The following is a 24,539-nucleotide window of genomic DNA, read 5'->3' on the forward strand; positions in this document are numbered from 1 at the left end:
CTCGTCGCTCCAGCGACCACACGCAGAAATTTTCCCGCGCAATGTCCTGGTAATGTTCGGCGAGCGCTGAGTTAATAGCCGAACCGCCGATGGTGCCCGCGTGCCAAAAGATGAATTGCTGTTATTTGGGGAACAATAGGCGCCGCTGGGTTGGACGGCGCTCAACAGTCTTTGGAGGGACAATATCGACTTCGATAACGCTTGGATTCGAGTTGGTTTGTGTTTCGGTGATCAGCCACTGTGGGTAAGAAACAATATTTTGTCTCACTAAATCGATAATCGATGCGTAGCCCCGTTCGTAGGATTCTGATGGCACCATAATGATTTCTACCCCCAAAGATCGGAACAAGGAGAATTTCGCTGCTTCGCTTCTTTCGAGACTGCCATCGACGTCAATGCAGTAGAAGAAAGTCTTCCCGGTTCTCGTGTCTCGTCTTCGTTTGTAGAGAAGAAGCCACCAGAGATCGATTTCCGTAAAGTCGAAACCGAAGCCGACAATATGCAGGTGGTCTCTCAGAAAGATGTCCACCCAAGAGACGACGAAGATTTCCGCTTCCCACGTCGCATTCTCTTTCATCCGCCTCTCTTGCACACTGAGACGTACGGACTTTCTTTCACTTGCCGTGAGCCCTTTTGTTACGTAGTTCCTTATCTTTTGCAGATAGCCCGCATACTGGTCATATCCCAAGAGAATGGTGGCGGGACGCATCGCGTCTCCGTGGATGTGCCACACATGCCGGGTGCCGACTTCGTTCTTCCGGAATAGGCTATACCTGCTCTCAGAAACCGTAGGTCGATACGAGTAGAGATGATCGGCCAGAGCGACCTCGACAGCGACGTCGTAGTTTGTCGTAAGTATGTTGCTGAACTGACTTACCAGCGTGCCGAGCTGTGCATGCGGGGGGAGCGAGCTCACCAGTTCTGCGATTCGCTTCTTGACGTGGAGCTCGGCTGATCTGACGTTCTTAAAGTCCGGAAGCCTGACGCAAAGCTCTTCAAAGAACAAGGAAAGCGGCTTCTTTTCGCTGGGGATGATTTGACCGTCAAGCCCCAGCTCATTAGTGAGCTGAGCTAGCAATTGAGGCCAACTGAGTTGCATCGACAGACGATTGAATCCATTTCCGATCAATAGGCAGTGCATCTCCCCTCCCGTTGGTCTATTAGACGCTACTCTTAGTTGTGTACAATCGATACGGCGTCCGTACGCCGTATTGCATGGCCGGGTCACAGTTTCTCATGCATGTAAAGCGCTGCTACGTGCAGTCCAATGTCCTCCGCTGGGCTCGTCAACACGTACTAGAGTTTGCGGCCAGTAGGTGCACGACTCGAAAATCAGGATCGACACTGGTTCACAATGCCCAGAGTGTAGTGGTCTAATCGATCCGGACACCAATTTAGGCGGAAATTCTTGCCATGAAGAGGTGTCTGATGATCAAACAACGTCGTTCGTTTCCCCCCGAGTTCAAACGTAATGCTGCGGCGCTGGTCCTTGACAGGAAAATTCATCGCAGCTGAAGCGCTACATCGTCAGGGAGTTGTACCTTCTCATCTTGGCGGATTTGGCCGATTCAATACGACGCTGTTGACATAGGAGCGTCAACTCGCCAATGGAGCGTTTGTTCCGGAGTTTGAAAACGGAACTGGTGCCGAACACTGGATATATGACTGCACCCCAAGCTCATCGGGACATCGGCCATTACCCGGTGCAACGATACAACTGGCTACTTCCCCATCAACTTAACGACGGGGTGGCTCCCGCGGTAGCAGAAAAAAATTAACGCAGTGTCCGGGATGGGTTGACCACTACACGGACAACACGAAGCGGATTTTTCGCGACTCTTTGCTTCGAGGGTGACTCAAGATGTGACGACGATCACCGATATGAGGATATTGGTTCAATCGGAGATTTCATGATCGTCCTAAGAATTTTGACCGGTGCCTTCTTGACGCTAGCGATCCCGTTCGCCGTATTTGCTGCGACGTGCCATTTTATGAAGGCGTGGGCCTTCGTACTCCATCCCCTAGTCAGGATCATCCGAAACATAAGTGAGCGTCATCATCTACCCGGCAAAGTCAATCGCATAGCGATAGGCGTTGCTATTTTTCTGTCGACACCTCGAATGGTTGTTGGGCAGACGGTACTGGCGTTGCTCAGCATGTGGGTTATGGCGCATTACCTTTCGGAAACTGACGTCTTCAACGTACTGTTGCAATTGACCGTGTTGGGGCTCATGCCGCTTGCTTGGCTTGCAATCGTGCTTTGTGGGAACAGAAAGGTACTTCGAGCTTTGGAGTGCCCGTTCTGCGTCGTTATCCGGTGGACGCTATTGCTAATCTTGGTGTGGGTCGCGCATGCTCATACGGCCGAGGATCTTGCGCTACTCTTTGGTCCGGCCGCGTCCCGTTTGCCAGTAGCGGCTGCGCTTGGCGCGTTTCTTCGAGCGGTCGGATACTTGGCGTTTCCAACGGCAATTTTGATCGCTTTATGTCAAGGTTTATCACTGCTTGCTTTCATAGCTGTTTCCATCAAGAAAATAGAAGTTCTCGGTCCGCGTAGATTCCTCGCGCCAGCGGTTTCTACCGTATCACTGTTCTTGCTAACGATATGGAACAGCGCAGAGTTCGTATTGATTTCGTCTCCTGTAGAGCGGCTACTCGTCGCCCATGTTGCATTCGAGAATGACATGCTCAGTGAGGAAGCCTGCAACGGGGAGAAAAGCGCTCGACGGGTGATCCAACTTGACGGAGATCAGTTGCACGCGTTCGCTTTTTTGCCTCAATGGGCAGACGGAGAGGTGCGCGAATCGATTACAGCCATAAGGAAGCTGAGAAACAACGAAGTTAAGGCGCTGATTCCGTTGTATGACGGCATTGTTAGTTGCAACTGGCCCGCAAAAGGCGTTTGACATTCGAGATATCGATGCCGCAGCGCACCACCGTGGCCGTGATCTCGTCATCATACTTCGCGGATGATGGTCGACGTGGGTTCTCACGTCGACCAGGTGCATCGATATTAGAAATTGATTAAGCGGACTCCAACGTATTGGTTGCCTCGATTGATACGCTTTTGCTTGAACCCGAGGCTTACCATGCGCAGTTTAAATTTCTGGATTGTCACAGGTTCGACACCATGCCTGCCAGTAAATCTCGAGTATGCGTCGAACGCGTCCTGCGCCGCGATTTTGCCATTCGCGGAACGTTTGCACTCTGCGTCGATCCACATCCGTACCGAATCGGCACGCGTCCGCGCGTCGGATGTTGCGGCTTCAACTTGGGCGCATCTGGGTAAGCGACCGGCTTGTAGGTAATCAGATGCACCTGCGATAAGCCAGTTAAGAATTCCTGACGCCTCGGTTGCGAGCTTGTCATCCAGATCATTGTCACGTGAGGCCCCCGAGAATTTTTGCGTGAACGGGATGACCATGACACGACGCCACAATGCGTCGTTCTCTCGATCCCAATCTGGCATTTCGTTTGTACTCAGAAGCAGTTTTCCGCGTGGTCGGAACGATTCTGTTTCCCCGTAATTGTGGCGGCCGCTCACCTGATCGCCTCCGGTCAGTTGTTTGAAGAACGGTTCATCAATGCCACCTCGTCGCTCGGATTCGGTGCAGAACAGTATGCGAGGCCGTTGTAACGCCATTAGCGCTGGTGTCGGCCCATTGGCATTTCCTTTGTTCGCGCCCTTCAGGAACGATGGCGACATCTGCCCCGAGTAAAATGGCCCAACGACGTTTTCGATCGCCCGCGTCAGCGTTCCTTTGCCGTTGCTTCCACGTCCTAGCATGAAGAACGCCTTCTGCTCTTTGATCAATCCTGTCATCGAATAACCAAGAACGGAGCGAAGAAACCTGCGGAGAACCCGGTCAGGAGCAACACTCTGTAGAAATGCGGCGAACTGTGGGCATCGCGCGGTAGGATCAAACTTCGCATCGGTCGTACACGTGATCATGTCTTGCGGTCGGCCCGCACGGAACTCCTTTGTACGAAGGTCCACGACCCCATTCGGAACCCCCAGTAGATACGGATCAGTATCAAAGTCTGAAGCCTTTGCATCGAGTTCCGGAAACGCCTGCATACCTGTGAGGATCCGCTGCGCGCTCTGATAGGACGCCATACGTTTGAGGATCGATGCGGCTGTCGAGTTGCCGGTTTCTTCTGCGCAGACTACGAGTTCGGAAATCTCGCTTAAAACGGATCGGATTGCCGCTCGTTTATCTTTGCTCCAGTGATGGTCGATGAAGACTCGGCACGATTCATTCTCAACGATCTTCAAATTTTCACCGAGTTTTACTGCGACGAATTTCGCAACGTCGGCATCGCTTGTCGGAAACGAGGATCGTCCTGAAGCATCACCTGACGTGCCGTATTGATTCGCGTAGTAGTAGATCGTCCTGATTGTTCGAGTGCCGTTCAGATCGAAGTTGGCCCAAGTTGATTTTTGTCTAGCCTCGTCGTATTTCTCGGGGGCCGATCTTGACCATTGATCCCAGATCTCGAATCCGGCGTTGTCGTCCCACGAGTGCACGGCCATGCCAATGTGTAGCCACACTGTCCGATCTTGGGCTGGAATCCTAGCCAGAAGTTCTCGTACTTCATCAGCACTAGGTTTCTGATCGGCTATTTTGTGACCCCGTTTTCGAATGGGGCGCGCAGTCACGGGCGTCTCAGTTGCTGGAATCTGCCCGCCCAGTGCCTCGATGAGTTCGGCGGCGGTTCCTGCATTAGATCCTGTCCCGCATTTTCGGAGTTTGGTTCTCTGACCGCGTTTCCAGTTAATGGTGCCCGCTAGTCGAAATGCGTGGGCAGCGTCCGTCGAATTGGGATCGGACTTGAGGGCATTCGCGAGCGCCAGCGATAACTCCCGGAATTTGGATCGTTCGCATTTCACTCGGAAGTATGCGTGGAATCGACCTGCGGACGTCTCGACCAAAATGTCGGGTTGCACGGGGAGCACAGCCAGAGATTCGCGCGTCTGACCGGAATCACAGTCAGCAACGAGATAGCGAATGCGCGTAATGTTCTCGGACCTGCGACCTTGACCGTCCGTTCGTTGAGGAACGACTGCGATTGCGGCACCACGTTCGTTGAGCGCCGCTAGTTCGATCGCGGTTTCACGAGTTGCCTCAAGATACAGTGATTGGGACTTCACGTTCGATCCGTCGCGTTCGGGGAATACCTGAATGGCGGCGCACCGGGTGCCGTCGGTCGATGGGCTGGCAACGGCCTTGAGGTGTTGGGTCATGGCCTTGATGTTGCAGTTGGTTGTTTTTGTCGGTTTCATGTAGTTCGCTGATTCTAGAATTTCGGAGCGAGCGATGTAGGTGATGCAGGAAAAATCGTGATGTTGGTGCCCGGCCCCTTTTTCTTTCCCTGTCATCAAGGTCAAAAAAAGACGCAGCGTTCTCCGACATCCACAGATCTCCTACATCTCCTACACCCCGCTGCTTGTCGAAGGAAGGGGGCGAAGAAGAGCAAAACTGATTGGGTGCTAGGCCACACTCTGATCGCTAACGGTGATCGTCCGACCTACGGCGATCTTTTCCCGTGCCCAAGCAAGGACCTCAGATTCGATCCAGCGGACCATCCGGGAAGATAGGTGAACCGGTTTGGGAAACTGACCGTCTTTCATCTTCGCGTAGATAGATGATCGTGAAAGGCCGGCAATTCGTTCGACGTCAGATCGTCGGAGAAATACAATCGACGTCTGTTCTTCATTGACCAGTGTTTGGTGCATCGGGTGCTCCAGCAGGCAGTCGTTGCCTGAGTCCGGCATCGGGCAGAGAACCCGAAGCACACCTTATTTACTGATCCACCAAAACTTGAAAATCTGGTTAGCCGATTGGCCGGAAACCGAATCGAGAATGCACGCGAATCCTCGGCTATCCCAAGAATTCGCAACGACGCAATGTGCGAGTTCTCAAGAATCTGGAGCGTTGCGCGTAAAGCACCGGACCACGAAAGACCGGCGTGTGGACCAGATACAGATTCTCTCGTGCTCGTGTCGTGGCCACATAGAGCAGACGGCGTTCTTCCTCGACGTTCCGCTTCTGAATTTCTCTCACGTGGGGGATCACGCCGTCGGTCACATTGATCACCATCACGTGCTCCCATTCTTTACCTTTTGCCGAGTGAATAGTGGAGAGCGTGACGCCGAGTTGATCGTATTGCCGTTCGACGAATGCCGTGAAAGAACGCACGGTACTGAACTTGCGGATAAGTGGTTGCCAGAGATTCAGTTCGTGCTCGACCGAGGTTCGCGATTCGCCAAGACCAGATTTCGTCAGCATCGAAAGGTATGCACGTTTAACCGCGCTGAATCGACCCTCTAGACTGCCGGCCCTGGCCGCGGCAACTACTGCGCGTCTTAGCGATGCTTGATGTTGTGGCGGAACCTCGCTGACGATTTTCGAAATGCCGGCCTCAAGGTCCCGGCTTCGGGATCTCGATAGGTGTTCCCGAAGTTCTTCGCGATTCGCGTTCACTAGGCGCAGCAGTTCAAGCATCCCCAAAAGATGATGGCGTTGCGTTTCACGATGCATCGGGGTCACGGCAATATCTTGGGCACGTAACACGCGCTCGATGATGCGCAACTCGATTCTGGTCCTAGACAGAATGGCGATGCGCTCTGATGGAACACCCCGCGATTTCAGGTTACGGATTGCATCTACTAGATACTGTTCCTGACCTCGTTGGGTTTTGCATTGTTTGAGCACGGGGCGGGCGCCATCACGAGATCCCGTGATGGAGATCGAGTTCAAAAGCGAGGATGCGAATTCGGCGGTTTGATGGGTGAGCCGGTGCGATTCGCTCAGGGTCGCGGTGTGTGCGCTCAACAACGTTGCTAGGTCCGAGACCTGGGTGCCCATGAACGAATAGATGGCCTGCCCAGGATCACCGAAGATCCTCAGCGTCTCCACGTTCTTGCAAATCGTCACCAGCAGTTTGGCCTGAGCGATGTCCATATCCTGGTACTCGTCGACCAGTACATGCTTGATCTCCGATCGATGCTGGTCGGCTTGGGCTTGCCCTAGGTCGAGCATTTGAGCATAGGTGGTTAGGCCCTGATCACAAAGACGGCGGTTAAACCTGCGCGCAAGTTGCCGTAGTTCGATTAGGGATGGCGCGTAGTGCGAAACCGACGATTTACGATCGGATAGTAGACGCTGTTCGAGATCGGGATCTCCATGCGAAGAGATCAAGAAGTGCAGGAGGCGGCGCTGCTCTGCCTTGTCTGCAAGATCGATTCCGTGTTTTCGAAAGCGATGTACTAGGAGGCTATTGTGCGCCACGGTTTGGCGCAGCGCGATTGCCAATTGACCGGAGTTCGCTACCGCACGCCGATGATCAGATGATTCACGAACGATTCGATTTGCATAGCCGTGGAAGGTGCTGACAAGAACCTGCGGATTGTTGATGCGGGTCCGTAGTTCGTCGCGCGTTCGATTGCTGAAGGTTAGGATAAGAATCGAGGTCGGGCTCGCTCCATGGTTTAGCAGGTACTCGGCACAGGCTTGCAGTGTTGAAGATTTGCCAGCACCCGGTGCAGCGTTGATCAACAGGCGTGGGGCTCGAGATTCAACGACCTGGATCTGCTCAGGCGTCAGTGGGAAGTTCATGTTGAAGCTGTGGTTAAGACCAGATGTTTGAGCGAGGGGGAGGGGCTTGGGTTGCGAATTTGTAGCGGGGGTGTGGATCAAAAAGGGCAGGATTCGCAGTGTTTCCGTCGAGAAAATGCGTATAAACGTGATGTCGATCAGTGTGCGAAGGGGAAATGTTCTTTGTATTTATCATTCCTTAGTTCAACGGCTACGCGAACGGCACAATTGGTATTGAGTCTCGATGTCAGTGGCGAGGACGCGGTTCCAGTAGATGTCTGTTGTCGATAGCTCTTAGTGCTCGGCGAATGATTGGCTTGGCCCTCACACAGTTATGCAGAACGTACGGTGATTCGTTGGAGGCCCCAACGCGATGCTCCTGCAAGAAGTTCGCGGCACGATTTCGAAGCGCCGATGCTGTTAGGTCAGAACGATTCGAAAGGGCAGCACCCAGATCCATCTTCGACGAGAATTCGCACAACCGAAGAGTCGACCGCCAGAAGATGTGGTGATCGAACGCGATGCAATCTGCGAGGGTGTTCAATCCGATCGACGAGCATGCTGCGTGACCGTTGAAACGATGCTCGAAGTGACAGCAAGGCTCCGGATAACGCCTTGCGAGAAGTTTGCTCGGTCGGTCAGCGTAGAGCACCGGGACGTGCGGACTAGGATTGCCGTTCTTGTTGGTTCGCCGATTGAAGTAGGCGGTCTCTTCCTCGATGTTCGCCCGCTCGCGTGCGCGCACCACCATATGTTCAAGCAGATATTCGGCCATGACAGCCGCGCTCTCTCCATCTGGGGTTAGCCAATCGATGGCGACCTCGGCATAGCTAACCCTGGTCAGGTGCCGTATGCCGAGCATGTTGGATAGCTCGATGAACGCTTCCGACGTCGGCTGCCGAAGTTCGATCTTCGTCGCCCAGATTCGCTGAGATCTATGGATCGGATAAACGATCGTAACGTCGGTACAGAGATTGACGAGCCTTTGCTCGATCTTCTTCGCCGATAGTCGATCGTCAACGTAGATCTTGATTCGGTCGAAAGCGCGGACGATGCCCGTGATCGAATTCGCCACGCGTTTCGTTTTCGTCGATGGTCGTCGTTCCGTTTGTCGTTGTCTCATATGTCGTTGGTGATCGTGGAACTGTGAATCGCCGCGAGCGACGATGTGGGTGTGCTCGATGGACGTATTTACTAGGGACGCTAGATTTGCAGATACCAGCCCGGGCCGTCGTCTTCGCAGAGACCTCAATTTGGCACGTTGACCACGCGGAGAACGGAGGACCATCAGTGGTGTGGACTAGCCAAAGTTCAATGCGGGGACTTGGGGGAAACTTGAATCGTGTCGATGACTATTGCATTCTCAACAATGGACTGTCAGCAACGAAGCGCTCGTCGATGATCGTGATCGACGGGCTCACGTAATCGACGGCATCTCGAAAGCTGGGAGACCTACGACCCCAGATTTCGGGCGCTCACGGTTTCTGGTTCGCGGGCGGATCTATCGAGATTGCAGAGTTTCAACGCGCGGGTAATTTCTTACGGCGGTGACGTGCAACCATTCTGCTTCCGCTATCACGTTGCACCGCCGTCGCGAACATCGATTCTTGATTGAACCCAACCAAGAATCTCGGACTCGATCCATGCAACGATTCTGCTGGTAAGTGGAACTGGTCTGGGGAATTCGCCGGTTTTTATCTTCGCGTAGATCGATGATCGCGAAAGACCAGTAATGCGTTCGACGTCGGGGCGGCGTAGCAACGCAACCGTCGTTGGGTTTTCTTGGGCTAATGGTTGGGTGTTCATCGTGTGCTCCAGCAGGCAATCGTTGCCTAAGTCCGGCATCGGGCAGAGAACCCGAAGCACACCCTATTTACTGACCCACCAAAACTTGGAAATCCGGGTGGCCGATTAGCCGAACGCCGAATCGCGAATGCACGCGAATCCTCGGTGACCCGGACCAACAGATCTTGGTTTAGCGCCGATCAGTTCAATTGGCAATCTCCCGAACCGGCGGGAACGCGAACGTTCCGGCAATTCGATTTCTAACTACGAAGGTTCTGGGTGTGGGAGCCTAGTTGTGGGTCGGTTCGCCAATGCGCTGAGGGGCGTCGATGTCTGCGTTCGTTAGCTGAACACGTTGGTACTAGTTGCGGATGTTCAATCGTGCATCTTGATGGACATCCGATTCGTTGGCCGCGAATGCGACTATTTACTAGAGCCCCGGGCGGGGCTGCCAACTGAACTTGACTTGATCTGCGATTAACCGAATTCGAGTTTGAAACCGGGGTTGTCGAACGGTCGGCGGCGCACGAAGATCCGAACGGTAAGCGTGTTGTTCCTGATGGTGGAGATGCGCGAACGCTGGCCGTCGAATTCGCCTATCTTGACTGGATCTATATGTGATCGAGGTTGGCGATTGGGGCTTTGGGGACTGGCCTGGAATCGCATGGGGGCCAAGTTCTCGGTAGTTCGGATCTGGTTCTTGGATTTCGGTGGCAACACGTTGACGCCGGTCAGTTTGCGCCGCTAGCGGGCATTACGAATTCGGCTAGTTGACCGTGTGTGTCGTCGAACCGCGTCATGAATTCGCGTGCGGGCCTGATCTGGTATTGCGGGTGACACAAGAACTCGCTGCCAGAGGATTGACCGTTTGCGTTGCGGGAATTCCGAGAACAACGGTCGGCTCGACCAAAAAGCGCGGATGATCCTGCCAATTTTTGGGGTTGACTATTTACTAGGGACCAACAGTTTTGATTCGCGGGCGCTATCGTAGGTGCCGAGTTCATGAGTTTGATGAACCGCTTTCATGCCCAGCACGACGCCGTGCCGAATTCGTTCTGTTGTCGACGTGTGGCGAGGGGCGGCGATGCGGCTATTTAAGCCGTCGCCTTCTTAGTATCCGAATTCGCAGATTCTGCGCCGGGTGATTGCGATTGACGGCTGGGTCGTCGAGGCTCGATCTACCCGATCACTTGGGCCCGCTACTAGATCTTGTAGATTTCGTTCACTAGACGAATATGATTCGACCCAATGTGTGCGGCAAGATTCGTGCGGTCGAGTTGACTGGGTTCGATCGTGATCTGTCTCCGTATTCGTCATTCGTTTCGCAACAGGCGCACCAACTTGACGACGAGACGCTGACGAGGCGCCGAACATTGTTGGCCAGCGCTTCTTGCCGGGATACGGGGCGCCCAGACTGATTTGTGAGAGTGGGGCACCGGACTTTGAATCTTTCTCCGTGCATGATCTGAGGAGAACGGCTAGCACACCGTTGCATGAGGCCGGGTTTAATACTGACTGGATAGAAAAATGTTTGGCACACGAGCAGCGTGGGGTGCGCGCGGTGTACAACAAGGCAGAATATGCCGAGCAGCGGCGCCACATCCAGTAGGAATGGGCTCACATGGTCGATGCCTGGGGCAGTGGGCGGACCTACGTTCCAAAGTTGATGCCAGAATACGTCGTGGTGCCGACGTTGAGTGTGTTGACCTGAATGGATGAGAGATAGTACCTAGTTCATTCGTTGCGTGATCTCGTCCGTATGGCGCTTGCCCTTTCGAAGCGAACGTCTGCTTCGTGGTTTCACCGCCCAAGGTTTGCTTGCGTGTATTGATCCATGCCTTTACTTTGGTCGGTTTGAGGAGCCGATAGCGGGCAGGCGTCAAGGAAAAAGGCGAGGGAGGGGGGGGCGGGCAACATGGTCCCTTGCCCCTTGACACCTGCCCGCTATCGGCTACGGTCGCGGGTCAAGGGCGGGAACCTGGGAACCGGATGCATGCCGAGCCTCGGGTTGACCGCGCAGGGGCGCCACAAGCGAGGGCGATCACGGCAGCCGTGTGCAGACTGCGTGGAGGGATGAGGGGCCGCGAATCGATGCGCGATAGGTGTGAGCCGCTGCTCGTGGCCAGATGCTGGGCTCAGAAGCCCGAATTGGCTGCGTTCGCGCCCGAGTCCGCCGTAGCTGAGCGATGGTCTGTCCCTTCGCTTCGCTAAGCGGCACCGTTTCGGCCGGTTCTGGCCGAGCGGTTTCGACCCTGACGGTCGCAATTCCTTGTGTTCGTCGTTACGGACACGGTCCAGTGAGGTTCGATATTGACGTTGACGCTCGACGTTCAAAAAAGCTCGCGCCTGCGAAATTGCATGGTAAGATAATCTTACTGCCGGTAAGGCCGGACACGGATGGCAAACATGAATGCAGCCGTAGTACGTACATCGCTCGTCGAAGTTCTGCAGGAAATTCAGGCCGCAAGCGGACTCGAATGCCCAGCTCTTGTCGGTGAAACGAAGTCGCTGGAAGTCTTACCGAAGTTCGACAGCAAAATCTGGCCTGTAGCCATAGGGATGCTTGCCGCGAAATTGGGCGTCGTAATCGCGAACGACGTAAATATCTTTCGCAAGGAAAAGAGTTGTATTGCACTCACCCTTGACGAAAGCGTAGAGCTCGTCGTGGCGCTGGTCGACGCACAAGCTCCGGCACAACAGGCCGCACAGGCGGCAAACGCAAAATGAGTGAACAGCAAGAGGCCAAGCGGGCCGAAATTGCTTACCGGCTACGGGAAGCAAGGAAAATGGCCGGGTTGTCGCAGGGGCAGGTCGCGAAGCTGCTTGAAATGCATCGACCGACTATCTCCGAGATAGAGGCAGGTAATCGCCGGGTCTCGGCGGAGGAGCTTTCGCGATTTGCGGAGATATACGACGTCACCGTTCCGTGGCTATTTGCCGAAACGGCTGAGCAACTAGAAACGGATGATCCACGGCTGCAACTCGCCGCGCGAGAGCTGGCCAAGCTCAAACCAGACGATCTCGATCGCCTGCTGCGCTTACTGGCATCGATGAGAGGCACGGATTCTGAAAGCGAAGGTAACTCATGATGAGCGCGAATTCCTCAGTGTCGACGTCGCGCACAGAGCAGAAAGCATTGGTCATGATGGGGATGCAGGCAGCAATTGCCGCGCGCACGAAGGCCGGTCTTGACCAGAAAAGTCCGGCGTGCATCTACGGACTCTGCGAGGCACTTCGCGTCACGGTGCGGTTTAATGACATCAATATGGAGGGGATGTACGACCGCGAGCCTCGCCCCCGTATTCATGTTTCGGCCTTGCGACCATTGGCAAGGCGTGCATTTACCTGTGCGCATGAACTCGGGCATCATGTGTTTGGGCATGGCTCAACAATCGATGAACTGCGGGAAGAACAGCTCTCGACCGAGGCCCGCCACCCGGACGAAGTGCTCGCAGACGCTTTCGCTTCGTTCGTCCTGATGCCGACGTTGGGATTGCGTGAAGCGTTGAATCGGCGCGGACTAAACCCGAATACCGCTTCCGCGACACAAATGTATGCAGTGGCATGCAATTTCGGTGTCGGGCAGGCAACGCTTGTCAATCACATGGCTTACGGCATACAAGCAATGAGCTTGGCGCGGCGCGCAGAACTCGGAAAGATAACCCCGAAGATGATCCGGACTGAGCTCCTCGGAGAAGTTGTGCCTGAACCACTGACGATTGCGGACCGCGAATGGAATTCGCCAACGCTTGACGCGGAGGAGGGGGCGCGGCTGCTGCTTCCAATGGGCGTTGTCGTGGATACGGCAATCCTGATGCCAGAGCGAGACGTAAAAGCAGGAAGAGTTTTTCGCATCATGAAGCCGGGTATCACGCGTGTCGTCATCCCCGGAACTTCATGGGCCACCTTTGTGCGCGTAACCAGGAGGCGATACGTTGGACTCGCGCGGTATCGCCACCTAGAGGATGTGTCAGATGACTAAGCGACGTGCACCAGTCGTAGCCCCATTTCTCGTCGACGAGCCTGATTTGTCCCGCGCTTGGGCCAAAGCGGTACTACACGTCATCGACCATGGAGGGACCGAGATTTCTCCTTTGGTGCTGAGCGTAACGGGCTTTGACGAGGACGGGATGCCCGCTGAGGACGCAGACGTTCGTAGCGAACTGGACAAACTGTTGCTTTCCAAGAAGTTCCGAGATGTTGAGGACGTCGCCTTTACGATCTTTCCGCAACGACTTTGGCAGATCGCGCGAGGCGACAGAAAGGTATTGTTCAAGCTGTACCGCGACGCTTTTCCTCGCTATCAGGCAATGAATCGCCGGGACAACAAGCGAGGACTCTACTTCGAACGCTTGACAAGCTTTGGGAGTGGCGCGAGCGACGGAAATCAGCTGGAATGGATTCTGTCGCAATACAGCGCGCGAGATGGCGTGCGGCGGTCGATGTTTCAGGCAAGCGTTTTTGACCCGGCACGGGACCATGTCGCAGACGCGCAATTGCAGTTTCCCTGCATGCAACATGTTAGCTTTGAGCCCACAGGCGAAGGTTTGGTCATTAACGCCTTTTACGCGACACAACAGTTGTTTGTGAAGGCCTACGGCAATTATCTTGGGATTGCGCAGCTTGGCGCTTTCATGGCGCATCAGATGGATATGAAGTTGATACGGATGAACGTAGTGGTTGGTGTTGCCAAATTTGAAAGGATCTCGAAGACCGATCCGGCTATGAAGCCGTTGCTTGCGGCCGCTCGCGCGTGCCTCACGGAGCAGGAATCGGCGGTCTCGCCGCAGCCAGCAGAACAAACGACAACAGAGACAATGGCGTGAGACGCAAATCAAGTGCCGGTGCAACGAGCGGCGACGGGGTGGGGGGCGATCCGACGGAATTGGTTGATGCAATATCGAAGACATCGCATCTGTCGCCGTTGAGGGTGTCTACGGCGTACGACAGCTATTGGCGCTTTGCCGTAGAGAGACAGCGTGTTTTTTTTCGCCGACTTGCCGGTGAGCCTGGGCCTTGGACTGCCGATCCGATCATATCTGCACATAAATTTACGAATGCATATCGCGCATCAGATCGGGTTAGCCAGTATCTGATTCGGCATGTTATCTATCGCAATGACTTGCCCGATTCCGCACCTGAGGTACTTTTCAGGACTTTGTTGTTCAAGCTGTTCAACAAGATCGAGACATGGGAATTGCTCGAGTATGCTTTCGGTTCTATAACGTTCAAAGATTACCGTTTTGAGCGATACGACCGCGTTCTAAGCGAGGCGATGCGCGCCGGCGCGCGTATTTATTCTGCTGCCTATATCATGCCACCGGGAGGATCCGCATTTGGTCATGCGGCAAAGCACCAAAACCATCTTCGGCTTTTGGAAAGAATGATGGCGGACGACCTGGCGGGTCAACTTGGCAGAGTGCGGAATATGCAGACGGCGTTCGAATTGCTGAGAAGCTATCCGACCATTGGTGACTTCCTAGCGTATCAATTCACGACCGATATCAACTATAGCGAAATCACCGATTTCTCTGAGATGGATTTTGTCGTGCCGGGGCCAGGGGCGCGAGATGGATTGCGGAAGTGCTTTTCCTACAGTGCGGGACTTAACGAAGCTGAGCTTATTCGGTTGATGGCGGATAACCAGGAGAGAGAGTTCGAGCGGCTGGGCATAACGTTCCAATCATTATGGGGGCGCCGACTTCAGCTTATCGACTGTCAAAATCTGTTCTGCGAAGTTGACAAATATTCCCGTGTTGCCCATCCGGAAATCGCTGGAATTTCGGGGCGAACGCGTATCAAGCAGAAATTTTCGCCGACTGGGCCACTCAACCTTCCATGGTATCCCCCCAAGTGGGGCCTTAATGAGAAGATTGACGCGAGCTTTGTGCCTCTTAGATCCAATCAAGAAAGAGGGAAGAAGCGCCAAAGTTTGGGGCAAAAGATGCAAGGAACTCTGAAACTCGGGGACTCTTAATGAACCTGAACGTTTACCAGCAGGAAGCACAGAAAACTGATCGTGTACCCGGCCATCAGAAGAACCAGACCGGCACAGACGTCATCGTGCCACTATTAGGTCTTGCTGGTGAAACGGGCGAGTTATTGAGTGAATACAAGAAGCATTTGCGCGACGGAGATTCTCATCAGCTTTTCAAGGATCGCGTTGCTGAAGAGTTGGGCGATCTCCTTTGGTATATCTCCAACGTTGCAACCAAGTTCGGTCTCACTTTAGAGGATATCGCGAGCATCAATCTTCGCAAGACGCAGGATCGCTGGGGTGACCAAGACTCTTCGTCCGTAAATTTTGACGCTGGCTACGACGCGCATGAGAGCTTCCCTCGGCGATTTGAGGTCGAACTTAGTGAAGTGTTAGTCAAAGGCAAGAAAAAAATACGCGCGAGGATGGATGGAAAGAAAATCGGCGACGACCTAACCGACAACGCTGACGACCCAGACGGTTACAGATTTCATGACGTTTTTCACTTGGCTTACGTCGCCGTCCTTGGCTGGTCACCTGTGATCAGGAAACTGCTAAAGCGCAAACGAAAGAGCAGAGTGGATATAGATGAAGTTCAGGATGGAGGGCGCGCACAGGTAATCGACGAAGGTGTTGCCGCTCTTGTCTTTGAGTACGCCAAAGGCCACAAATGGCTGGAGGGAGTATCCGAGCTCGATTATCACCTACTTCGAACTATCAAAGGGATAACGTCCGTTCTTGAAGTTGGAAAGCGTTCGATGGGTGAGTGGCAGCGGGCGATTCTCATGGGGTTCAAGGTATGGCGAGAGGTACTTGCTAATGAAGGTGGCAGGATTCTCGTGGACATGGATGCAAAGGATTTGAAATATCTTGGTCCAATTAAATTGGACGGTAAGAACAGAAAATCCCGATGAGGAGGGTGGTGTGCCGACGACACATATTACAAAGCCGCTGGGGGGGGTCCTCGGGCACGGTCTTGACGTTGTCGATATCCATGAATTTTCGATACTCATCAAGGAGCCGGCACTTTCTTTTCTCGATCGGTATTTTACTTCAAAGGAACTGGCTGCGGCGGGGGCCGGTGTTGATCGATTGGGGAGATTGGCGGGCCGATTCGCAACCAAAGAAGCCGTCTTAAAAGCGCTTGGAATAGGCTGGGGCGATGGTGTCGCGTTTACCGATGTGGAAGTTTTGACGTCAAATGTGGGGATGCCTACTGTTGTTTTGCACCGGAAATTGGCCACTCTGCAGATCGAACGTCATATAGAAAGCTGGTTGGTTAGTTTGAGCCACGCAGGAAACGTAGCCGTCGCTAGTGTCATTGCCTTGGGATGTGTCCATTGACCGACGATTCGTGGGAATGCTGTCTTTGAACAAGGTAACTATTACGAGCGCTATGCCCAGTTCCGCAACATTTCTTCATTTGACGGACACACACTTGGCACTGACCGGTGTGCCGTTCGTACGCGACGACTATAAAGTAAAGATCCCCGCGATCGATGGCGAAACGCGAGAGTCTGCACTCGAACTGCTGTTTACCCGTCTTGCCGAACGATTGAGCCGTAGCCGTCATCAACTGGATGGAGTGTTGTTCACTGGCGACGCGCAAGAGCGGGGGCAACCCGGTGGTCACAGGATACTTCTCGATCTCCTGCTGCGTCACTTCGGGTCTTTAGGCGTCACGGCGGCCAACATCGTTGCTATCCCCGGGAATCACGACGTCCCGCGTGTTAGCGAACCCAGTTCCGCCGCTCGCTACGCGGAGTTTATAGAAGTGTGGCGAAAGGCCGGATGTGTAACTCCCTGGCTGGACGGAGTCGATGCGTCGGACAGAGAGGGCGGACCGCATCGACTCGTTAGCGATGACGGACGTTGGGCTGTTTTCCCAATCAACACAAGCAACTGGTCCCACGCCACTCAAATCCTCCCTGAGCCGCTCGCAAGCGTGTGGGCTGCTCTGCCCTCTATCGCTGCGAAGGGGAGCCAGGAGATGGAGGCGAATCTGCGGCGTCAGCTCGACGCCTTGGCTCGCTACGACATGGCTCGAGTGTCCGATCAGCAACTTGAGGTTTTACGGAAAGTAGTTGAAGAGACACCTCGTCCGTCATCAGGACGGCAAGTCAGGATCGCGCTGCTGCATCATCACCTCCGCACACCGAGCTTACGCGAGGAGCTGAAGCCGTTTGCGGATATTTCCAACCTGGAGCAAGTACGGAGTTTTTTACGTGATCGGGATGTAGCTGTTGTCGTGCATGGTCATAAGCATGAACACTCTGTTCAATTCGAGCACGTCTACAATCGTGATGGTAATAAGGAGCACCGGATTCTCGTGGTTTCCGGAGCGACGTTCGAAGCGGGAAGCGAATCTGATGCAGCTCGCCTGATGACTCTCACGGGCATGCCAAACAGCCCGACTGTATCGATCAAACCCGTGCAAATTCCGCGTAGTGGTGTCGAGCTCGTTGATCTGCCACCCGTTGTTCGTCGGATCTGGACTACGGACGTTGTTGAAGGGGGCCCAGTAGTTATCCAGGGTAACAGTCTGGATGAGGTCTACGAGCGCGCCTGTGAGGCGGCTGCAAAGGAAGCCGCAAACGGAACGCTGATTGTTCATCTCGATATTGAGCTCGGGGTATCCGGAAATTTGCCTTTGCCGACGGACTACCCAACGTCGGAGTCAATGGGAGAGTCGGAGCGCCAGCGTTGGCTGAAAGATCTTGTCACGTGGTGGCAGCTCGATCGGTCAGGCCTGGAAGATCGAATGCCGTTCGTACATGGGGCTCGTCTTCGGCGCTTCGGGGGTAAGATCAACCAGATCGAACGGGTAATCAAGCTACTAGAGACGAAGGCCAGTACCCGTGCGATAGCGGTGCTAATCGATCCGTTTCGGGACTTCACCGCGGACGGAACGCAGGAAGAATTCGCTTCTTTCTGCTTGGTGGAATTTAAACGCCGCGATTTGGGAAATGCGCGGCACGCAGTCGATGTTATTGCCTTCTACCGCGCTCAGGAATTCGCGCGGTGGTGGCCGATCAACGTTGCAGAGATGCGATATCTGCAATGGGAAATCTGTGACGCTCTGAGATTTCAACCTGGCCGGATTACGACAATTACCGGTGATGCTCGTACGCATTCTCGATCGCCCACACAAGTCGCTATGCCGATCATCGATCGCTGGCTTGACCAGTCGCCGGAGCGGTTTCATCTGTTGGCCAATACGCTTGTACATCGATCTGCGCGAAATGACGCCCAGCGCGATGCCCTGCGTGGCTGGGAACGTACGCTCTGCGATCTGGAAGCAACGGCCAAAGAATATAACCCAGACGGCCTTCCTATAGCAATTGATGGGCTCAACTTGCTGGCGTCGTATCTGGAAGTTGTCGAGGAAGGCGAGGATCAGGACCTCGGGATATTTGTACGTGTTTTGCGGCGTTTGGCGAGAGACAACGAGGGGTTCGAGAAGGGCTCTCGCTCGAAGAATGACTTCGATCGTTGGGCGCCGAGTGCGCTGGATGCGGTGTCCGAGCTGCGATCGCTGACAGAGAAACGGGTGCAGTCTCTCTGACCAAGATTTGCCAAAGCTCGTTATAGATGTCTGTTCGTGTTCGACCTGATTTTTATCGGAATGCGAATCTAAGAAGCGGAAGCCATCATTTTTCTCGAGGTATGGGCGCAACCAGTTGGGACGTGGCGTAGTTTTTTTATGGCGTCAAATATTTACCTGGATCATCGATGAGACTGAATGAGTATCAGCAACAAGCAAATGCTACAGATCAGGTTGCAGACAGGGAGCGGATTGAATCATTGATGACCCCGGTACTCGGTCTCTCAGGACGGGCCGGGGCATTATCGGCGGAGTACTTACGCTATTTGCGCGATGGCTCCGCCTATCAAGCATTTCGTGAGCGCACTGGCGAGGTGCTAGGGGATTTACTATGGTACGTTTCCAATATCGCACATAAGAACAACCTGACGCTTGAAGACATCGCCAGGCAGAATCTTGAGAAAACTAGTAACCGGTGGGATCGAGGCACGGGCGAAGAAGCCGTCGCCCCAAATTTCGATGGCGAGTTTCCTGATAATGAGCGGTTTCCTCGTTTATTTACTGTGAACGTCACCCCGGTGAGAAAGCTCGATAGTACAAGTGCAGTGTCACTTTCATACAATGGCAATCCCTTCGGTGACCCATTGACCGATAACACGGAAAGCGAGGATGGTTATCGCTTTCATGACATCTTCCACTTGGCTTTTGTTGCGCATTTGGGCTGGTCGCCAGTACTTCGAGGGCGAATTTTCTTCAATTGCAAGCGGAAAAGTAGCCCGACCGTCGATGAAGTTGAAGATGGAGGACGGGCGGCTGTAATTGATGAGGCTATCGCTGCACTGATCTTTAACGAGGCACAAATGAAGTCCTACTATGAGGGCGTCAACAGCGTGAGTATTCAATTGCTTCAACTCATCAGTCAGTTAACCAGTCACTTGGAGGTCAGTCGTTGCACGATGGCTCAATGGGAACAAGCCATTCTTAATGCTTTCGAGGTCTGGCGGCTGGTACGTCGTCAACCTAGCGGCCGGCTTGTCGGAAATCGAGAAACCCGTCGGATCGAATATGTTGCCAACTCATGAGCGCCGCCGCGTTCGACGTAAGCACCAGAATATCTCGGGGGAAATTTCGAACCAGAATCGGGATTGTGACTAGCATAAAGCGACCGATAGAGTGTGCGAAAACATCAGCGAGGATCGATTAAATGACTAAATCTGATGAGAGGAGACACTTGTTTATCAGCCACCATCACCGAGATGACGCTTTGGTTGATAAATTTACGGGGCTACTCGGGGGGAAAGGGTGGGATGTGCGCAACAGCTCGATTCGTGCGAAGCCCGCAAACCAGGAGCGACTGGATCGAGGTTTGGTGAAGGATGCTGTGATTGAACGTTTGCTTCGGATGAAGATTTCGTGGGCATCTACCGTTGTAGTTCTGATCGGAGAAAAGACCCATGCACGACCTTGGGTTAACTGGGAAATCGATCAGGCGCACGCTCAAGGTAAGAGAATCGTCGGAGTATTTGAGCAGGGAGGGAAGGATGCGGACATTCCTAAGAGCCTTGAGAAATATGCATCGACCATAGTTGGATGGAATGCAAATAGTATTAAAAAGGCAATCGATGATGAGGATAATACATTTGAGAATCCAGATGGCTCAGCTCGATCCCCAGTAAATGCCTCCGTGACCTCCCAGTGTTAACTATGCCGAAGGTATATATGTATGTGGTAGATCGCGATTTTGGGTTCGCACCGAATCCGTTCCACAAATTGTGCACTTTAGCCACCTGCAAACCTATTATTCGGCGCGTAGCCAAAGAGGGTGATTGGGTTATCGGAATGGGAGGTTCGCGTCTAAACGCAACGGGTAGGTGCGTATTTGCTATGAGAGTGTCTAGTTCGATCACGTTCAACGAATACTGGGAAAATCCGCTTTATAGAGACAAGAAACCAGTGCGAAATGGAAGCAAAAAAATGATGGTGGGTGATAATATTTATCATCAGGTTTCTGGAGATTGGAGGCAGTTGAATTCCCACCACAGTTATCCGGATGGTTCGCCAAATATTCATAACGTAAAAAATGACACCCAGACCAACGCCGTTCTTGTGTCAGACTATTTTTTTTATTTTGGTGCTGAGGCCATAGAAATCCCGGCCGATCTGCTCCAGAAGATCAATTATAAAAATGCGAGGCATCACAGGGTTTTTGATCTTTCTGATGTTGAGCCTATTTTGAAATTTATCAAATCGAGTTTCACGCCAAATAGGGTGCTCGGAGACCCATTTGATTTTGAGGCGGCGAGTGCCAGATATTCTGCAAAGGACAACAAGGTCACCGTCGACGGTTAGCAGTCGGATAGATTGCATTTGAGAAGAACAAATTTTCTGCGCTGTCAAATTCTCGCGGAGCTATCCGGAGTCGCAGAAGAAGCGTGCCGCTTGGCTGGCAGTGTGCATGTTGGTATTCAGTTCGAGTGCAGGTCGCGAATGCCGGCGCTTGCATTCGTGTCGTTGAAGATCTGAATTACGAGACAAGAGCCCGAACAGGAATGATCGGGATCGACGCCTGAAACACGCTTAGGACATCCATGGTCGATATTGCTCGTCCTTTCTTAGTGGTCTACATCGTCTGGCATCCAGATTTTGAGGAAGGAGCCGCGGTGGCAGAGGTGTTGAGGAAGCATTTTCGCCGCGAACTTTACGCAAACGTGGCGGGAGGCACGGGCTTAAGTGTCATATTCCGTTCTGAACCGGCGCCTGACGCCGGAAGGCCGTTGCCGATAGATCTTGGTGAGGCGGAGACGACAGCTATAGTCGTACTCTCGGAATCATCCCTGGCGAACGATGCGGATTGGATGGCGTACATCCGTGAGTTGTCTGAACAGACGGACGCTGCGGGTCTCGCGGCACGACTATTCCCCGTCGCGATTGAGCGGGCCGGACTCGTAGTGGCCGAGCAGGCTCTGCGATGGGATCAGTGGAGCGAGATACTGGCTGGCGACAAGCTCCTTCTGCGGCTAGTCAGTGAGCTGACATACGAGTTCTGTCGCATGCTCAGACACTATCTCGAACACCTGAAGCGGCCGGAGGAGGACAGCGAGGCACTCGTCAGGTATCTGCAGAAGGTTCAGATATTTTTGAGCCACTCCAAGCATGACGATAACGGCGAAAGCATTGCGCGTCGCATTCGCGAGCATCTTCATGTTGGCCATGGTCTGGGCAGTTTTTTCGACGTACACGATATTCCAGCGGGACTTCGCTTTAATGAGGTCTTGCTGAAACAGGTGGCTCAGAGTGCGGTCGTCGCGATTCACACCGACTCGTATTCTTCACGCGAATGGTGTCGGCGCGAGATTATCGAGGCCAAACGGCGGAATGTTCCACTGGTAGTCGCCAACTGCATTGGCGATCAAGACGAACGGGCGTTTCCGTACATGGGCAACGTCCCGATCGTGCGTATGGATCCTCAGCTCGCTGATCGTATCGATGTCGTTGTTGGGCGATTGCTCGATGAAGTGCTCAAGGACTTCCTCTGGCGTTGCCGGGTTGAACTTGAAAGAGGCGGCGAGCGCGACGTCGTTTTCGTTCCCCGCGCACCTGAGCTCGTTTCGCTTGCCGGACTTCCTCCGGTTTCGGAGATGGCACAGCCGACTATCGTCTATCCAGACCCGCCCTTGAGCGCTGAAGAGGAACGTCTGTTTGAAACTGTCGCGCCACATGTGCGGTTGCGAAGCTTCACAGAATGGATTGCTGAGGAGATCTGATGACTTACCGTGAGGCACTGGCGCAGCATGCCGTTGCGATTTCGACCTCCGATAGCCCGGACATGCCAGCTCTTGGACTCAGTGATCAGCACTTGAGCGATGCCATGACGGAAATTGCACGTCACCTGCTTGCCCTCGGGGCCCGGATAGTCTATGGCGGTGACCTGCGTGCGAACGGCTTTACAGAGTTGCTGTTCGAACTCGTCGCGCGGCACCGTCGAGATGCCGATGACGGCGATGAGCGTCCAGGGATTCTGAATTACCTTGCCTGGCCGGTGCATATCCAGAAGCCGGTACAGGAGCTGGAGCGCATCCAGTCGGACCTGAGCGGGATAGCCAAACTTGTCCTTCTGGACCTGCAGGGGCGAGTTGTCACCATGGGTGAACGGAGGCGTTTTCCAGAGCAGCATCCGACAGTCGGGGAGTGGCAACGAGGATTGACAGCGATGCGGGCGGCGGCGGCGCGAACCACACACGGGCGTATCGTCCTCGGCGGGCGCGTCGATCGGTACAGTGGATTGATGCCGGGTATTGCAGAGGAGGCGTTGCTGACACTCCAAGGTAAACAGCCGCTCTTCGTGATTGGCGGGTTTGGTGGTTGTGCCCGCGATATTGCGGAGACGTTGGGGATGGTAGCGCCATGGACGAATGCACATCGCAGTTGGGCTGAGCGCCAGGCGTTTGAGGCGTTCTCTTGGCGTGACTTGAACAATGGCTTGACGGAGCAGGAAAACGCAATCGTCGCTCGCACGCCGCACGTGAACCAGGCTGTTGCGCTGATCTTACGGGGCCTTTTTCGGCTCGGTCCAAGGGCCGCCTGACTTAGTGGAAGCAATTGTGTGTTTAAGTTTTTCCTGAATGTGTCCGGACTGACGTCGGCCATGTACGTTTGCATGTGTGTCTGATGCTTGACACCAGCCCCCAAGCAAAGTGCCATACCTGGGTGCGATGGAACTACAAGTGGAGGAGCGGGGACGGTTGGCTTCCGGAATCACGAGTGTAAGTTGTTCGCAAGACCGGCTAAGCGCAACGTATAGCAGGCAGCGGTTTTTCTGATTATGCGCGAGACTGCCCGCATCGCACGGAATGAGAATGGCGCTACCGCATTCAAGCCCTTTGGACTTGTGAATCGTGCTGATTGACCGGGAGGGTGCCCGGTCGTTTCCTTTGCTGCGTTGATAGGCAAGTCCTGCAAGCACGGTGCTGATGTCAGGGTGTGCCTGAATGTGCCGCGCCTGAGCGAACTCCATCCGTAAATCGATGCGAGCATCGCTGAAGTGCCGGCTCGTACTCATCCGGTGATGGATGCGTTCGATTGCTTCTCCGACGCCGGTATGATCGGGTGTCCGGGCGCCAGCCGTGCCCGGATTCGCGGTTTGCCAGCTGCGTTAGGCTGCCGGGCAATCGCTTGGAGATCGAGTGAATCGGCATCTCAGGCAAGGTGTCAAGCTGCGCCACCGTTCAAGCGACATCCCGTGGGGCGAAGTGTGGCGGCGGCCAGATGGCTGATATGCGATCAAGCATATTTCATATGCTTGGCTGTCTCCGATGGGTGGCAGTGCAATGTCCCGTTGCCATGGAGCTGTGTGTACCGAATGACCATCAGTCGACCAAACTGGTTCCTCGTGCTCAGAATTGTGCGGCAACCGACAACCCAGCAAGCCTCGAGATATCTCCGCGGTTCCCGCGTGAAGGGCTATGTACATCGTGCACGGCAAGTTTGCGGAAAGCAGTGATGCGTACGCTGGTTGTCGCGGATGCGCCGGGCGGGCTCCAGCGGACCTGCCGATACAATGATGCGGGTCGAAAACGAAGGCGTAGTCAATTGTTTTTCATCTAATTTCGATATGTGGACCGGCCAGAGTTTCATA

At 54.0% G+C, this 24,539-nt stretch carries 21 protein-coding genes and 2 pseudogenes; 16 read left to right on the forward strand and 7 right to left on the reverse strand.

Translation table 11 applies throughout. From position 1 onward, the window contains the following. Positions 1 to 121 precede the first annotated feature (121 nt). Positions 122 to 1,099 (reverse strand): SIR2 family protein, encoded by a 978-nt coding sequence (locus A985_RS0109450; protein ID WP_017233164.1) that lies wholly within the window; start codon positions 1,097 to 1,099, stop codon positions 122 to 124. Between the two features lie 499 nt (positions 1,100 to 1,598). Between A985_RS0109450 and A985_RS28520 the strand changes: the two are divergent. Continuing rightward, positions 1,599 to 1,800: pseudogene (locus A985_RS28520) on the forward strand (IS3 family transposase); the annotation flags it as partial. A gap of 110 nt (positions 1,801 to 1,910) precedes the next feature. Next, complete coding sequence (locus A985_RS0109455; RefSeq protein WP_017233165.1) at positions 1,911 to 2,906, forward strand: hypothetical protein; 996 nt, start codon at positions 1,911 to 1,913, stop codon at positions 2,904 to 2,906. A 107-nt stretch (positions 2,907 to 3,013) separates the two neighbouring features. Here the strand turns inward: A985_RS0109455 and A985_RS27470 are convergent, their stop codons facing one another. The 5 genes from A985_RS27470 to A985_RS27485 all read right to left on the reverse strand — a co-directional run bounded on the left by A985_RS27470 (position 3,014) and on the right by A985_RS27485 (position 9,404). Further along, entirely contained in the window at positions 3,014 to 5,380 is a 2,367-nt protein-coding gene (locus tag A985_RS27470; protein WP_157211405.1) for a phage/plasmid primase, P4 family, read from the reverse strand. Positions 5,381 to 5,491: 111 nt separating this feature from the next. After that, complete coding sequence (locus tag A985_RS27475; protein ID WP_369751563.1) at positions 5,492 to 5,776, reverse strand: helix-turn-helix transcriptional regulator; 285 nt, start codon at positions 5,774 to 5,776, stop codon at positions 5,492 to 5,494. Between the two features lie 106 nt (positions 5,777 to 5,882). Beyond that, complete coding sequence (locus A985_RS27480; RefSeq protein ID WP_157211406.1) at positions 5,883 to 7,619, reverse strand: UvrD-helicase domain-containing protein; 1,737 nt, start codon at positions 7,617 to 7,619, stop codon at positions 5,883 to 5,885. Between the two features lie 226 nt (positions 7,620 to 7,845). After that, positions 7,846 to 8,673 (reverse strand): hypothetical protein, encoded by an 828-nt coding sequence (locus tag A985_RS24875; protein ID WP_017233170.1) that lies wholly within the window; start codon positions 8,671 to 8,673, stop codon positions 7,846 to 7,848. A gap of 500 nt (positions 8,674 to 9,173) precedes the next feature. After that, positions 9,174 to 9,404 (reverse strand): AlpA family transcriptional regulator, encoded by a 231-nt coding sequence (locus A985_RS27485; protein WP_083902248.1) that lies wholly within the window; start codon positions 9,402 to 9,404, stop codon positions 9,174 to 9,176. Positions 9,405 to 10,809: 1,405 nt separating this feature from the next. Between A985_RS27485 and A985_RS29105 the strand changes: the two are divergent. The 14 genes and pseudogenes from A985_RS29105 to A985_RS0109550 all read left to right on the forward strand — a co-directional run. After that, positions 10,810 to 11,094, forward strand: a pseudogene (locus A985_RS29105) (integrase); the annotation flags it as partial. A gap of 695 nt (positions 11,095 to 11,789) precedes the next feature. After that, positions 11,790 to 12,110, forward strand: a complete 321-nt coding sequence (locus A985_RS0109495; RefSeq protein WP_026131803.1) for a hypothetical protein — start codon at positions 11,790 to 11,792, stop codon at positions 12,108 to 12,110. After that, complete coding sequence (locus tag A985_RS0109500) at positions 12,107 to 12,472, forward strand: helix-turn-helix domain-containing protein (RefSeq protein WP_017233173.1); 366 nt, start codon at positions 12,107 to 12,109, stop codon at positions 12,470 to 12,472. The genes A985_RS0109495 and A985_RS0109500 overlap by 4 nt, the downstream gene beginning before the upstream one ends. Then, complete coding sequence (locus A985_RS0109505; RefSeq protein ID WP_017233174.1) at positions 12,469 to 13,365, forward strand: ImmA/IrrE family metallo-endopeptidase; 897 nt, start codon at positions 12,469 to 12,471, stop codon at positions 13,363 to 13,365. The genes A985_RS0109500 and A985_RS0109505 overlap by 4 nt, the downstream gene beginning before the upstream one ends. Continuing rightward, positions 13,358 to 14,209 carry a hypothetical protein gene (locus A985_RS0109510; RefSeq protein ID WP_026131804.1) on the forward strand — a complete coding sequence of 284 codons (852 nt, stop codon included), beginning with the start codon at positions 13,358 to 13,360 and terminating at the stop codon, positions 14,207 to 14,209. The genes A985_RS0109505 and A985_RS0109510 overlap by 8 nt, the downstream gene beginning before the upstream one ends. After that, the gene (locus A985_RS24885) at positions 14,206 to 15,360 is read left to right on the forward strand and encodes a nucleotide kinase domain-containing protein (RefSeq protein ID WP_232424571.1); all 1,155 of its coding nucleotides are present in this window, start codon (positions 14,206 to 14,208) and stop codon (positions 15,358 to 15,360) included. The genes A985_RS0109510 and A985_RS24885 overlap by 4 nt, the downstream gene beginning before the upstream one ends. Further along, positions 15,360 to 16,274, forward strand: a complete 915-nt coding sequence (locus tag A985_RS24890; RefSeq protein WP_017233177.1) for a nucleoside triphosphate pyrophosphohydrolase family protein — start codon at positions 15,360 to 15,362, stop codon at positions 16,272 to 16,274. Before A985_RS24885 ends, A985_RS24890 begins: the two co-directional genes overlap by 1 nt. Positions 16,275 to 16,284: 10 nt before the next feature. Beyond that, entirely contained in the window at positions 16,285 to 16,704 is a 420-nt protein-coding gene (gene acpS, locus A985_RS27495; RefSeq protein WP_157211407.1) for a holo-ACP synthase, read from the forward strand. A gap of 52 nt (positions 16,705 to 16,756) precedes the next feature. Next, complete coding sequence (locus A985_RS27500; protein ID WP_255349098.1) at positions 16,757 to 18,925, forward strand: metallophosphoesterase; 2,169 nt, start codon at positions 16,757 to 16,759, stop codon at positions 18,923 to 18,925. 167 nt (positions 18,926 to 19,092) lie between these two features. Continuing rightward, positions 19,093 to 19,986, forward strand: a complete 894-nt coding sequence (locus A985_RS27505) for a nucleoside triphosphate pyrophosphohydrolase family protein (RefSeq protein ID WP_017233180.1) — start codon at positions 19,093 to 19,095, stop codon at positions 19,984 to 19,986. A gap of 122 nt (positions 19,987 to 20,108) precedes the next feature. Next, on the forward strand, positions 20,109 to 20,606 hold the full coding sequence (locus A985_RS27510) for a TIR domain-containing protein (RefSeq protein WP_083902251.1): 498 nt from the start codon (positions 20,109 to 20,111) through the stop codon (positions 20,604 to 20,606). A gap of 2 nt (positions 20,607 to 20,608) precedes the next feature. Further along, on the forward strand, positions 20,609 to 21,253 hold the full coding sequence (locus A985_RS27515) for a hypothetical protein (protein WP_083902252.1): 645 nt from the start codon (positions 20,609 to 20,611) through the stop codon (positions 21,251 to 21,253). Positions 21,254 to 21,492: 239 nt separating this feature from the next. Beyond that, on the forward strand, positions 21,493 to 22,668 hold the full coding sequence (locus tag A985_RS0109545) for a toll/interleukin-1 receptor domain-containing protein (protein ID WP_020372911.1): 1,176 nt from the start codon (positions 21,493 to 21,495) through the stop codon (positions 22,666 to 22,668). Then, complete coding sequence (locus A985_RS0109550) at positions 22,668 to 23,489, forward strand: hypothetical protein (protein WP_020372912.1); 822 nt, start codon at positions 22,668 to 22,670, stop codon at positions 23,487 to 23,489. The genes A985_RS0109545 and A985_RS0109550 overlap by 1 nt, the downstream gene beginning before the upstream one ends. Here the strand turns inward: A985_RS0109550 and A985_RS29800 are convergent. Then, entirely contained in the window at positions 23,451 to 23,963 is a 513-nt protein-coding gene (locus tag A985_RS29800; protein WP_083902253.1) for an ATP-binding domain-containing protein, read from the reverse strand. The genes A985_RS0109550 and A985_RS29800 overlap by 39 nt on opposite strands. Between the last annotated feature and the right edge of the window lie 576 nt (positions 23,964 to 24,539).

The sequence above is a fragment of the Pandoraea sp. B-6 genome, assembly GCF_000282835.1.
GTDB lineage: Bacteria > Pseudomonadota > Gammaproteobacteria > Burkholderiales > Burkholderiaceae > Pandoraea > Pandoraea cepalis.